General features: G+C 70.3%; 11 protein-coding genes and 1 pseudogene. 6 read left to right on the top strand and 6 right to left on the bottom strand.

Features of this window, described 5'->3' with window-relative positions:
* Positions 1-835: pseudogene (locus ACTWQJ_RS34120) on the top strand (hypothetical protein); the annotation flags it as partial.
* A 6-nt stretch (positions 836-841) separates the two neighbouring features.
* Here ACTWQJ_RS34120 and ACTWQJ_RS34115 read toward each other — a convergent pair.
* Genes ACTWQJ_RS34115 through ACTWQJ_RS34105 form a run of 3 tightly spaced genes read right to left on the bottom strand, consistent with a single transcriptional unit; the run spans position 842 to position 3,995 of the window.
* Positions 842-1,702 carry a carbohydrate ABC transporter permease gene (locus tag ACTWQJ_RS34115; protein ID WP_443310345.1) on the bottom strand — a complete coding sequence of 287 codons (861 nt, stop codon included), beginning with the start codon at positions 1,700-1,702 and terminating at the stop codon, positions 842-844.
* A complete protein-coding gene (locus ACTWQJ_RS34110; RefSeq protein ID WP_443310344.1) occupies positions 1,699-2,640 on the bottom strand; it encodes a carbohydrate ABC transporter permease in 942 nt (313 codons plus the stop codon). Before ACTWQJ_RS34110 ends, ACTWQJ_RS34115 begins: the two co-directional genes overlap by 4 nt.
* The gene (locus tag ACTWQJ_RS34105; RefSeq protein WP_443310343.1) at positions 2,637-3,995 is read right to left on the bottom strand and encodes an extracellular solute-binding protein; all 1,359 of its coding nucleotides are present in this window, start codon (positions 3,993-3,995) and stop codon (positions 2,637-2,639) included. The genes ACTWQJ_RS34110 and ACTWQJ_RS34105 overlap by 4 nt, the downstream gene beginning before the upstream one ends.
* 212 nt (positions 3,996-4,207) lie before the next feature.
* Between ACTWQJ_RS34105 and ACTWQJ_RS34100 the strand changes: the two genes are divergently transcribed.
* From ACTWQJ_RS34100 to ACTWQJ_RS34080, 5 genes are all read left to right on the top strand, one after another.
* Positions 4,208-5,446, top strand: a complete 1,239-nt coding sequence (locus ACTWQJ_RS34100) for an MAB_1171c family putative transporter (protein WP_443310342.1) — start codon at positions 4,208-4,210, stop codon at positions 5,444-5,446.
* Between the two features lie 155 nt (positions 5,447-5,601).
* Positions 5,602-6,120 carry a toxin gene (locus ACTWQJ_RS34095; protein ID WP_443310346.1) on the top strand — a complete coding sequence of 173 codons (519 nt, stop codon included), beginning with the start codon at positions 5,602-5,604 and terminating at the stop codon, positions 6,118-6,120.
* On the top strand, positions 6,117-7,292 hold the full coding sequence (locus ACTWQJ_RS34090; RefSeq protein ID WP_443310341.1) for an MAB_1171c family putative transporter: 1,176 nt from the start codon (positions 6,117-6,119) through the stop codon (positions 7,290-7,292). Before ACTWQJ_RS34095 ends, ACTWQJ_RS34090 begins: the two co-directional genes overlap by 4 nt.
* Entirely contained in the window at positions 7,289-8,473 is a 1,185-nt protein-coding gene (locus ACTWQJ_RS34085) for an MAB_1171c family putative transporter (protein ID WP_443310340.1), read from the top strand. Before ACTWQJ_RS34090 ends, ACTWQJ_RS34085 begins: the two co-directional genes overlap by 4 nt.
* A 14-nt stretch (positions 8,474-8,487) precedes the next feature.
* Positions 8,488-9,885 (top strand): FAD-dependent monooxygenase, encoded by a 1,398-nt coding sequence (locus ACTWQJ_RS34080; RefSeq protein ID WP_443310339.1) that lies wholly within the window; start codon positions 8,488-8,490, stop codon positions 9,883-9,885.
* Between the two features lie 66 nt (positions 9,886-9,951).
* Here ACTWQJ_RS34080 and ACTWQJ_RS34075 read toward each other — a convergent pair whose 3' ends face one another.
* The 3 genes from ACTWQJ_RS34075 to ACTWQJ_RS34065 all read right to left on the bottom strand — a co-directional run.
* Positions 9,952-10,794 carry an SMP-30/gluconolactonase/LRE family protein gene (locus ACTWQJ_RS34075; RefSeq protein ID WP_443310338.1) on the bottom strand — a complete coding sequence of 281 codons (843 nt, stop codon included), beginning with the start codon at positions 10,792-10,794 and terminating at the stop codon, positions 9,952-9,954.
* Complete coding sequence (locus tag ACTWQJ_RS34070) at positions 10,791-11,564, bottom strand: IclR family transcriptional regulator (protein WP_129800929.1); 774 nt, start codon at positions 11,562-11,564, stop codon at positions 10,791-10,793. The genes ACTWQJ_RS34075 and ACTWQJ_RS34070 overlap by 4 nt, the downstream gene beginning before the upstream one ends.
* 149 nt (positions 11,565-11,713) lie before the next feature.
* The coding region (locus ACTWQJ_RS34065; protein WP_443310337.1) for a hypothetical protein at positions 11,714-11,959 on the bottom strand (246 nt) is incomplete at its 5' end.

The raw sequence follows: 11,959 nt of genomic DNA, 5'->3' as shown, positions 1-11,959 counted from the left end.
AGCCAACCGTGCCGTGGCCTACCGCATCCACGAAGACGTAGGCCGCGGGCGCTGGTACCTGACCGCGTCCTGGACGATCCCCCCGGTCCGGACCGTCCCCCTGGCGGCGGCCCGCGCGGGCGGCCTGGTCGGCGTGGACACCAACGCCGACCACCTCGCCGCCTGGCGCCTCGACGAACACGGCAACCCCGTCGGTAATCCCCGACGCTTCTTCTACGACCTGTCCGGCACCGCCCAGCACCGCGACGCCCAGGTACGGCACGCGCTGATCCGCCTGCTGCACTGGGCCAAGACCTGCGGCCTCGCGGTCGCGGTCGAAGACCTCGACTTCACCGCGGAGAAGACCCGCGAGAAGCACGGCCGCCGCAAACGCTTCCGCAAGCTCATCTCCGGCCTGCCCACCTCCAGGCTGCGGGCCCGGCTCGTCAGCATGGCTGCCGAACTCGGCATCACCATCGTCGCCGTCGACCCCGCCTACACCTCCAAGTGGGGCGCCCAGCACTGGCAGAAGCCCCTCACCGGCAACAACCGCAAGACCACCCGCCACGACGCGGCCGCCGTGGCGATCGGCAGGCGCGCCCTGGGGTACCCGATCCGGCGACGGACGGCACCGCCCCCGCACGACCGGAGCGATCGTGTGGGGCATCGGACCGTCCAGGCCCGACCGGGCACCCCGGCGCGTGAGGGAAACCGCCCCCGCGTCCCCGGACCACGGACACGATCCGTGCGCGCCGGACGCGGTGCGAACGCGGTGGACCAGAACGCCCAACACCGTTCGGGGCGTTCGGCTGAGCATGGGTTCTGGCAACAGGACTCACTCCCGCTCGGTCTTTAGGAACGGTTACTGGCCGGCGAGGCCCGTGTGGGCGACGCCCGCCACGATCTGCCGCTGGAAGAAGACGAAGACGACGATCAGGGGCAGGCCCGCCATCAGGCCGCCGGCCATGAGCTGGGCCCACTGGATGCCGTAGGAGTTCATGACGGTCGCGATGCCGTTGGGCATGGTCATCAGGTCGGGGTTGTTGGTGACCATGTACGGCCAGAGGAAGTTGTTCCATGAGGCGATGAAGGTGAAGATGCCTACCGCGGCCAGGGAAGGCCTCGCGAGCGGGACGACGATCGTGAAGAAGACCCGCCAGCGGCCCGCGCCGTCGATGAACGCGGCCTCCTCCAGCTCGCGTGGGATGCCCTGGAAGAACTTGTAGAGGATGTAGACCATCGCGGCGGGCGCGCACTGCGGCAGGATCATGCCCCAGTACGTGTCGACCATCCCCATCTGCTGGACCGTGGTGAACAGGGGGACGCCGAGGACCGCCGGGGAGATCATCAGGCCCGCCATGACCACGCCCAGCAGGACGCTCTTGCCGCGGAACTCGGTGCGCGCGAACCCGTATCCGGCGAGGGCGCTCACGATCAGCACCACCGTCGTCACGCACCCCGAGACAACCAGGGAGTTGACGAACCAGTTGGTGATGTTGCCGGTCTCGAAGATCGCCGACCAGGCCTGGCCCGTCCACTCCTTCGGCAGCCAGTGCGGCGGCACCTCGACGGCCTCGGTCTCCGACTTGAGCGAGGTGAACAGCGCCCATGCGAGCGGGGCGAGGAATACCACGGAGACGGCCACGCCGAGGAGGGTGAGCACGATCTGGCTGGGCGTCCAGGACCTGCGAGGCTTGACGCGTATCTGTGCGGCGGTGCTCATCGGCCGCCCTCCTCACGGTTGCGCAGCAGCCACATCCGCGCGAGGGCGACGGCCGCGATGATCACGAAGAAGATGATGGAGATCGCTGAGGCGTAACCCACGCGGTAGCTGGTGAAGCCCTCTTCGAGGGTGAACTGGACAAAGGTGCGGGTCGATTCCTCCGGTCCTGGCGAGAAGTCCATCATCACGACGGCCTGGTCGAAGACCTGGAGCGAGGCGAGGATCTGCAGGGCGATCACGAGCCCGGTGATGTTGCGCAGCATCGGCAGGGTGATGTGCACCATTCGGTGCCAGGCGTTCGCGCCGTCCAGCTTCGCGGCCTCGTAGAGGTGCTCGGGGATGCCCTGGAGCGCGGCGAGGTAGAGCAGGAAGCTGAAGCCGACCGTCCACCAGAGGGTGGTGATGACGATGGCGAGCATGGCGTACGACTTGTCGGTCAGCCAGGGTGTCTCGATGCCGAAGACGTGGTTGATCATGCCCGTGCCGGGGTTGAACAGCCACTGCCACAGGTTGCCCGCGACGGTGGAGGGCAGCAGGAACGGGGCGAAGAAGCACAGCCGCCACAGCCACTTGCCGCGCTCGATGTGGTGGGCGAGCATCGCCAGGAGGAAGGCGAGGACCGTGATGCAGGGCACGACCAGGAGCGTGAAGTACGCGCTGTGGCCGAGGGCGTCCCACATCAGCGGGTCCTGCAGGGCCTCGCGGTAGTTGTCGAGGCCGATGAAACTCGCGCCGTCGCCGGAGATGTTGGCGTCCGTGAAGCTGAGGTAGATGCCGCGCAGCAGCGGCCAGATCACGAAGAGCGCGAACAGGGCGAGGAACGGGGCGACGAACCAGCCGCCGTGCTGGAAGCCCTGCTTGCGGCGGACGGTGGCGCTCAGCGCGGCGGTCTTCGCGCGCGCCGGTGCGAGGACGGTCTCTGTACTGGCGGTCGTCATGCGACGGCACCTCCCTGTGCGGCGGTCCTGCCGTCCATGGGGTTCTTCATGCCGAGCAACTGGGTGAGCGCGCCCTTCATCCGGCGGGCGACGGCCTCCGGCTTGGCGGAGCCCATCGTCGAGGAGACGATGATGGGACCGAGGCGCTGGGCGAGGATGCCGGTGGAGCCCGCGAACCACACCTTCGGCTCGGTGGCCTGGTGGTCCATCGCGGAGACGTACTCGCTCTGCGGGTTCAGCTCCTTGTACGCGGCCGTGGACAGGGTCGGCGCGTAGGCGGGGATGTGGCCGCCGGCCGCCCACTGCTGGGCGTGCTGGACGACGTAGGCGGCAAGTCGGTGGGCGCCCTCGTTGGCGGCGCCGCCGCGGTCGGACTGGTGCGGCAGGACGAAGGCGTGCGACTCGGCGTGGGTGGCCTGGTTGCCGAAGACGGGCGGCAGCGGGGTGGCGCCGTAGTCGAGCTTGGCACCGGAGAAGACCGGCACCGACCAGTTGCCCTCCCAGACGAAGGGGGCACCGTTGAGGAACTGTTCGGCGCCTGCGGTGCCCCCGAAGCCCGGGTTGGCGTATCCGTCGGTGATGTGCCGGCGCAGGAACTCCAGGACCTGGGTGGCCTTGTCGGTGTCGAAGGTGACCTCGGTGTTGGCGGCGTCGAACCAGGTGCCGCCGAGCTGGGTGTAGAAGGCGACGAAGAACCACCACTGGAAGTTCTGGTCGTTGTGCCAGAAGCCGATGGTCTGCAGGCCCTTCTTGGCGGCCTTCCTGGCTTCCTTGAGCACGTCGAACCACTCGCCGGTCGACGTCACGGGCACGATCCGGCCGTCGTCGTCGAGCAGGCCCGCCTTCTTCAGTACGTCCTTGCGGTAGAAGCAGAGCTGGACGTGGATGTCGAGCGGGAGGGCGTAGAGCTTGCCGTCGATGACGGCGCGCTTCCACAGGTCGGGGTTGAAGTCCGCTTCCCGTACGCCGTACTTGGCGAGCAGGTCGACGTCCCAGGGGTCCAGGAGGCGGCCGGGCGAGAAGCCGGTGACCCGGCCCAGGTGCATGACGCCGAGGTCGGGTGCGCGGTTGCCGGCGGCCGCCATGGCGAGCTTGGTGTAGAAGGGGTTGCCCCACTGGAGGGTGGAGTCCTTCACGTCGGTGCCGGGGTTTTCCTTACGGAAGGCGTCCAGCATCGCGATCATGTTGGCGCCGTCGCCGCCACTGAAGAGGTTCCAGTAGCGCACCCGGGTGTCCGCGCCGGAGGCGAGCGCGTCGGCGCCGGTCCCGAGGGCGGCGAAGCCGAAGCTGCCCGCGACCGTCAATCCGCCTGCTGCGGCCAGAAGTTGCCTGCGATTCAGGCCAGGTTGTCCCATGCCCTGCCCTTACTGTTCGATATTTCGAAATGCGCTCGTAACTTCGAACGGGACCGTAAAATCGAAGCGCTTGCGCGTCAATGGGTTGGACAGGACTTTCGGTCGGCGCCGGTCGCTTCGGGGTGGACCACGGTCGCCGTATCGCATGACGCGGACAGTTCCGAGCGCGTAACCTCGGACAAGCTGTCGAACGGCGGTGAGAAGGGGGTCCGATGGGCATCGCGGGCGCGCCGGCGCTGGATCCCGCCGTGTTCGTCGGCGAGCTGTACGGCTCCTTCATCTGGATCCCGACGGCGGTCCTGGTCGCCGCTCTCGCCATCAAGCTGCCGACCATCATCCGGCTCTGGAAGGACCCACTGCTGCGCGCGGTCGGCGGGCTGCTGCTGCTCGCCTGCTGTGTGTTCGTGTTCGTGGCGCCGGCCACGATCGCCTGGGTCAACCGGATCACGGGCGTCCCCAACATCTCCGCACCCTGGGTGTACTCGCTGCTCACCGCGTTCTGCGGATCCTGCCTGCTGCTGATCATCGCCTGGCGCAACGGCCTGTCCGACCGGTCGGCCTCGACGCGCCGCGTCATGCGGTGGGTCATCACCCTGTACTCGGGCGTGATCGTCGCGCTGTGGGTGCTGTTCGCCCTCGCGGACGCCCCGGTGGAACGGGTACGGGACCTGGACACGTACTACGCCAACACGCCGTTCATGCGCGAGATGACGGTGCTCTATCTGGTCGCGCACTGTGTCGCCGTCCTGATCACCTCCAAACTGATCTGGAACTGGGTCCGCACCGACGGACTCGACGCCTGGCTGCGCTGGGGCCTGATCTTCCTCGGGGCCGGCTATGCGATGAACCTGATGTTCGACGCGGCCAAGTTCACCGCCGTGGCGGCCCGTTGGAGCGGGCACGACCTCGACTGGCTCAACACCGGCGTCGCACCGCCGATCGCCTGTCTGTCCGCCATCCTGATCGCGGTCGGCTTCATCCTGCCGCACAGCGGCCAGTATCTGCACGACCGCTGGCGGGTCCGGCTCGCCCACCATGAACTGCGGCCCCTGTACCTGCTGATGCGCTCCGTGAACGGCCCCGGCGTGCCCTTCGTGCTGCACTCCACCCAGGAACTGCGCCTGATCCGCCGGGAGACGTTCATCCGCGACGTGCTGCTGCCGCTGGCCCGGCACATCGACGCGGACCAGCAGCGCAGGGCGTACGACGCGGCGCTCGCCCTCGGCCTCGATCCTGGCCCGGCGAAGGCCTACGCCGCCGCCATGACGATCCAGGACGCCGTCGACGCCAGACGGCGTTCCCCGGACACCACCGGCACCGGCGACCAGGACACCACGGATCTGCTCCAGGAGATCTACGCCGTGTCCCGCGCCCTGCGCCGCCCCGACGTCCTCGCGGCGATACGCGCCCGCACGGCCACCCCCGCACGGAGCGTGCCCGCCCATGAGTGACCCCACCGCCCCTAGGGTCTGTTCCGAGTTCCCCGCCTGCGCCCCGACGCCCGGCACGCACCGAACGCCGCTGCGCCCGCGCTTCGCGCGGACGACGGGGAACTCGGAACAGACCCTAGAGACGCCGAACGACGAGACAACCCCTGGGAAGAATGGTGCGTACGAATAAGGAGATGCGCCGACTCGCCGACGCCCTCATCGCCCCGATCTGGGTTCCTGTTCCGGCCGACTCCGAGGCTCTGCTGGCCGCACTCTTCGCATCCGTCAGTGATTGGCTGGGCCGCGAAGTCGTCCTGCACCGGGAGGTCTTCCCGCCCCACACCGCCAGCGGGCTGTGGCTGAACCGTGAGACGCGGGACGACATCGTCGTCGACAAGCGGGCCGCCGTATGGCACCAGATCGTGATCTTCTGTCACGAGGTGTGGCACATGAGCCGGGAGCAGTCGGAGACGTCGCATGCCACAGCCGCCGACGGGCCCGCCGCGCTGCGGACCGACTTCTGCCTCGCCGACGAGCAGGAGGCCGACCGGTTCGGCATGCTGATGGGCCAGCGGCTGCGCGCCCTGATGGAAACACCGCCGGACCCCGCTCCCCCCGCCGACGGCGGCGCCGACCCGCAGGGGCTGGCCGGCCGGATAGGGGCCGCACTCAACTACCGCGGGAACCGCAGATGAGCGGCCTCGTCAACTACATCAGCTGCGGTGTGCTGTGGCTCGGCCTGGCGGTGAAGGCGCCGGACCTGATCCGCCACCGGCAGGACCCCTACCTGCGCGCGATCTGCGCGGTCCTGGGCCTGGCCGGCCTGTGCTTCTTCCTCGGGGCACCGCCCACCGTGGGGGCGATCAACCACGTCAGCGGCATCCCCAACCTCGCCGCGCCGATGACGTACGCGGCGATCACCGCGTACAGCGCCGCCTCCCAGGTGCTGATCGTGTGCTGGCGGGGTGGGCCGCAGGTTGCGGTGACCGCGCGCCGTTGGATCCTCGCCTACGCGCTCGTCGTCATCGGCATCGCCGTGTCGTTCGCCCTGGGTGACGCCCCCGTGGAGCGCCGCACCGACCTGGACACCTACTACGCGACGACGCCGTTCATCGCCGAGATGATCGTGCTGTACCTGGTCGGACACCTCACCGCCGTCAGCGTCACCACGGTTTCCTCGCTGCGCTGGGCCCGCCAGGTGCACGGCTGGCTGCGGGCCGGCCTGGTCACCCTGGGCGTGGGCACGCTGTGCACGTCGGGGTACAGCCTGTCCAAGCTGGCCGCCGTCATCGGCCGCTGGTTCGGGCAGGACTGGACCGCACTCGCCACCAACGTCTCCCTCGCGGCGGCCGGCCTGGGCGCGTTCGTCGTCTCCGCCGGCATCCTGATCCCGCTGGCCGGGCCCCGGCTGACGCGGTGGCTGCTGTCCTGGCGGACGTACGCGCGCCTTGCCCCGCTGGAGCGCGAACTGGACGACGTCCTCACCCGCCGCTCGCTGCGGCTGGCCCGGCCGCGCTGGGCCTCCCCCACCACCCGGCTGATGTGGCGCCAGACCAGCATCCACAACGCGCTGAGCTACCTGGACGCGTTCTACGACCGGGTCCTGTACGACCGTACGCTCGACGCCGAACTGCGGGCGACGGGCGACCCGGAGCGGGCCGAGGCCACCGCGTGGGCCGCGGTCATCGCCGCGGCCACCCGGGAGGAACGTGACAGCGTCGCCGTATCAGCGGACGAGGCGGACCGGCTGCCGGTCGAGGTGCCCGGCCCGGCAGCCCTCGTGCCCATTGCCGAGGCACTGGCGGGTTCCCCGGCCGTCGCCGCCGCCCGGGTCAGTAGCAGGGCGGCCACGAGGGGGCGGGCATGAGCCTCGTCGTGTATCTGGCGGCCGGCCTGCTGGGGCTGTCCTTCGCCGTGCTGTTCCGGCGGCCGCGCACCGCCGTACGCAACCCGCTGACCGTGTCCACGTGCGTGGCCATCGCACTCGGCGCGCTCGTCTTCGTCTGCTCGGCACCGCTGACCCTGGGCGCCGTCAACGACCTGACCGGCATCACGAACTTCGGTGCACCGCTGACGTACGGACTGCTCTCCGCGTACAGCTGCTCCCTGGTCATCCTGCTGATCCACTGGCGGGGCGGCCCCCGCGAGCGGATCCGGCGCATGGTCGCCCGCAGTGTCACCGCCTACGCCGCGCTGATCGTCGCCATCGTCGTGATGTTCGTGCTCGCCGACGCGGACACCGAGCGGCTGTCCGACCTCGACACGTACTACGCCAACACGTCGTTCATGCGCGAGATGACGGTGCTCTATCTGGTCGGGCACAGCGTCGCGACCGTGGTGATGTGCGCGCTGTGCCTGAAATGGATGCGCGAGGTCACCGGGCTGCTCAGGATCGGCCTGCAGCTGATCATGGTCGGCGCGGCACTGGACGTGCTGGGGTTCCAGCTGAGCAAGTACACGGCCGTGGTGGCACGTTGGGCGGGTGGTGACCTCGACTTCCTGTCCACGGTCGTCGCCCCGCCGATGGCCTCGCTCGCCGCGCTGGTCTGTTCCGCGGGCTTCATGCTGCCGAGGCTGCTGCCGCCGGCCGTCGCCCACTGGCGCTGTCTGGGCGACTACCGCAAGCTCGGCCCGCTGTGGTCGCGGGTGCGGTTCGTGTCCACCGCGCCGAAGTCGCCCAGCAGTTGGTGGCAGCTGCCTCGGGAGCGGCTGCACTGGCGGGAGGTGTCCATCCACGACGCGCTGCTGGCCCTGGCCCCCTACTTCGACGACCGGGTGCGCGAGCGGGCCCGGGACGCCGCTCTGCGTGAGAACCGCTGCGCGCACGAGGCCCGCGTGGTCGCGGAGGCCGCGATGGTCGACGACGCCGCGCGCCGTGCCGCCGCCGGCGAGCAGCCCCTCGACCGGCCGAGCACTTATCGGCTCTACGCCACCGAAGTCTCCGACACGAGCGGGCTGGTGGAGCTGGCGCAGGTCCTGACGCGCTCGCCGGTGGTCGCCATGCGTGAAGGTACGGTGAGCACCTCGCATGGCTTGAATCATGGCTGAATCCAAGGAGTCCCATGTCGCGTAGAGCTGTTGTCATCGGTGCCGGCCTGGCCGGCATGCTGGCCGCGGCGGCGTTGTCCACCGTCGTGGACGAGGTGATCGTGCTGGAACGCGACGACCTGCCCGAGGGCCCGGAACACCGCAAGGGACTCCCGCAGGGGCGCCACGCCCACCTCCTGATGGCCGGGGGTATGGCCGCCATGGAGGAGCTGGTGCCGGGCACGCGGCTGCGCAAGGACCTGCTCGCCGCGGGCGCCCACGAGATATCCCTCGGCCGGGACATGGTGGCCCTCACGCCCGAGGGCTGGCTCCGGCGCTGGCGGCACGAGGGGCCCCAGATGATCACGTGCACGCGGGCGCTGCTGGACTGGACGGTGCGCGAGGCGGTCGTCACCGGGACCCCGGTCGAGATCCGCAAGGGGCAGGTCCTCGAACTCATCGGCAGCGACAGGTGTGTTCACGGTGTCCGTGTGTCAACACCCGATGGCGACACAGACCTTGACGCCACGCTCGTCGTCGAGGCGAGCGGACGGGGGACGCGTGTCATCAAGTGGCTGGAGCTGCTGGGCATTTCCGGCATCCGGGAGACATCCGTCGACTCCGGTCTCGTCAACGCCACCCGCATCTACCGCACGCCGCCGGGCGCCGAGGGGTTCCCGCTCACGATGGTGCAGGCCGACCCCTACGCGTCCCGGCCGGGCCGCAGCGGGATGGTCCTGCCCATCGAGGGCGACCGCTGGATGGTCAGCCTCGCCGGCACCCGGGGTGGCGAGCCGCCCGCCGACCCCGACGGCTTCCTCCAGTACACCCTCGACCTGCCCGACCCCATCGTGGGCCGGCTGATCTCCGGCGCCGAACCACTCACCGACGTCCACATCGGGCGCAGCACCAGCAACGTCCGGCGGTATCTGGAGAAGGCCCGGCAGTGGCCCGAGGGCTTCGTCGTCCTCGGTGACGCGGTGGCCACCTTCAACCCGGCCTACGGGCAGGGCATGTCAGTGGCCGCGCTCGGCGCCCAGCTCCTCGCCCGCGAGCTACGGCGCGACGGCCCGGCCGCACCCGGACTGGCCCGCCGCGTGCAGCGCGGTGCCGCCGGGACGGTTGACGCGGCGTGGACCCTGGCCGTCAGCCAGGACGTCTGGTACCCGGCAACACGCGGCGGCCGACCCGACACCGCGGACCGTCTGGCCGCCGGGTACACCCGCCGACTGACAAGAGCGGCCACCGGCTCCTACGCGGCGGCCTCCGCTCTGTGGGACGTGACCAGCCTGACCGCCGGCCCGACCCGTATCTTCCGCCCGAACGCCCTCCTGGCCGCCCTCACGGGTCCGCCTCTGCCCGCCCCTGCGGGACCGCCGCTGACGGCGAAGGAGCGGGAGGTTCTGCGAGAGTTGGATCGGACGGGACGGTAGACGGGTCGCTGATCGGACGGGGGTGGGTCGCGCAGCCCGGCGTTGGCGGGGTGCCCGCGGCTGGTGCTAACCCGTGAACGCCGGTTGCTGCAATCCCTTTCCCGCTCCTGGTATCACCAGCAGCGATCCGGCCACCGGGTGCGGGGCGTCCAGCCCCACTCGGGCGGTCGTGATGTAGAGGTCGGACAGGTCGGGTCCGCCGAAGGCGCACGCAGTGACCCGCGGGGTGGGAAGGGTGATCACCCGGTCCAGCTCGCCCCTCGGCGTGTAGCGGCGTACCGCCCCCCCGTCCCACAGCGCCACCCACACGCAGCCGTCGGCGTCGACGGTGAGGCCGTCGGGGAAACCGGCGCCCTCCTCGATCTCGGCGAAGGGGCGCCGACCGGAGACGCGTCCGTCCTCGAAGGCGAAGACGTCGACGCGGCGGGTCGGTGAGTCGACGTAGTACATCAACCGTCCGTCGGGGCTCCACCCCGTGCCGTTGCTCACGGTCACGTCGTCGAGGACGACGTCGGCCGAGCCGTCACCGGTGATCCGGGACAGCGTGCCGCCGCCCGGGGCCTCGTCGTAGCGCATCGTGCCCGCCCACAGGGTGCCGTCGGGGGCGACGGCGGCGTCGTTGGCGCGGCGGCCGGGGACGGGGTCGTGGTGGAGCCAGCGGAAGGAGCCGTCCGGGTCGAGGAGGCCGACTCCGTCGCGGAGGTTGAGGACCAGGCCGCCGTTCGTGCGGGGCTTGGCCGCGCCGACGTGCTGCGGGGTCGAGCGGGCCGTTCGGACGCCCGAGGAGGGGTCGTAGGTGTGGAGCCGGGAACTGAGGATGTCGATCCAGATCAGGCGTCCCGTCGCCGGGTCCCACGTCGGGCCCTCGCCGAGCGTCGCCTCTGCACGTACCGCCACCTCGTACGTCATGCCACGCTCCGGTGGCCGAGGCGTTCGGAGAGCTCCGCAGCGCCCTTGACGGCGAGCTGCTCCAGTTCGGCGCGGCGCTCGTCGCTCCAGCGGATCATGGGCACGGAGATGGACAGCGCGGCCACCACCTTGCCGGTGCGGTCGCGCACCGGGGCGGCCACGCAGCTGACGTCCGGGTTGGACTCGCGGCTCTCCACGGCGATCTGCCGCTGCCGGATCCCCGCGAGGGCCTCGCGCAGGGCGGCCGGGTCGGTGATGCTGTTCGGCGTCATCGCGACCAGGTCGGCGTCGTCCGGGATGCGTGCGGTCAGCTCCGGCTCGGGCAGCGAGGCGAGCAGCATCTTGCCGACGGACGTGCAGTGGGCGGGGAGGCGACGGCCCGCCGCCGACACCATGCGCACCGCGTGCGTGGAGTCGACCTTGGCGATGTAGATGACGTCGGTGCCTTCGAGGATGGCCACGTGCACGGTCTCGTCGCACGTCTCGGCGACGGACCGGGCGACCTGCTGGCCCTCGGCGGCGAGGTCGAGCTGTTCGGCGTAGCGGCTGCCGAGCTGGTACGGGCGTACGCCCAGTCGGTAGCGTCCCGGCTGGCCGGGCACCTGGACGATGTACGACCTGGCGGCGAGGGTGGTCACCAGTTCGTGCACGGTGGTGCGCGGAAGCTGTAGCTTGCGCACGATGTCAGGGGCGGAGAGTGTGCCGTCCCCGTCGAGGAAGAGCTCCAGGATGTCGAGAGCCCGGGTCACGGCAGGTACGAGGCGTCCCACGACCGGCCCCCTCCCTTGCGTCTGAGACTTGCGTCTGCGGCTGCGTTCGAAATTTCAACTGTCGATCGGAATGGCGAACACAGGCTACTCATGGAGTGTTTGCCTGGGCAATGGGCCTGCAGTGGCCCGATGGACAGGTGGTCGCGAGCTCAGGGCTCGCGCAGATGCCCGAACGCCGTGCGCAGCAGCTCGTCCGCCAGGGCCGGCGTGCGTTCCTCCTCCGGCAGGGCGGTGTACGCGAAGAGGGCGGAGCGCATCGCGCCGACGGCGGCCCGGGCCAGTACCGCCGCCCGCAGCGGCGTGGCCGCGTCGGGGTCGTGCTCGGCGAGCCGCTCCCGCAGGGCCTCGGCGAGACCTTCCTCGAACTGGCTGAGCACCGGCAGGAACTGGCGCAC

The sequence above is a fragment of the Streptomyces sp. KR55 genome, from assembly GCF_052245645.1.
GTDB lineage: Bacteria > Actinomycetota > Actinomycetes > Streptomycetales > Streptomycetaceae > Streptomyces > Streptomyces flavusporus.
This window is presented reverse-complemented; position numbering and strand designations above follow the sequence as displayed.

Bases quoted from the DNA above. Each gene is read 5' to 3' on its own strand.
- ACTWQJ_RS34080 (WP_443310339.1), top strand. From the start codon at position 8,488: ATGTCGCGTAGAGCTGTTGTCATCGGTGCCGGCCTGGCCGGCATGCTG.
- ACTWQJ_RS34115 (WP_443310345.1), bottom strand. From the start codon at position 1,702: ATGAGCACCGCCGCACAGATACGCGTCAAGCCTCGCAGGTCCTGGACG.
- ACTWQJ_RS34075 (WP_443310338.1), bottom strand. From the start codon at position 10,794: ATGACGTACGAGGTGGCGGTACGTGCAGAGGCGACGCTCGGCGAGGGC.
- ACTWQJ_RS34090 (WP_443310341.1), top strand. From the start codon at position 6,117: ATGAGCGGCCTCGTCAACTACATCAGCTGCGGTGTGCTGTGGCTCGGC.
- ACTWQJ_RS34100 (WP_443310342.1), top strand. From the start codon at position 4,208: ATGGGCATCGCGGGCGCGCCGGCGCTGGATCCCGCCGTGTTCGTCGGC.
- ACTWQJ_RS34085 (WP_443310340.1), top strand. From the start codon at position 7,289: ATGAGCCTCGTCGTGTATCTGGCGGCCGGCCTGCTGGGGCTGTCCTTC.
- ACTWQJ_RS34105 (WP_443310343.1), bottom strand. From the start codon at position 3,995: ATGGGACAACCTGGCCTGAATCGCAGGCAACTTCTGGCCGCAGCAGGC.
- ACTWQJ_RS34110 (WP_443310344.1), bottom strand. From the start codon at position 2,640: ATGACGACCGCCAGTACAGAGACCGTCCTCGCACCGGCGCGCGCGAAG.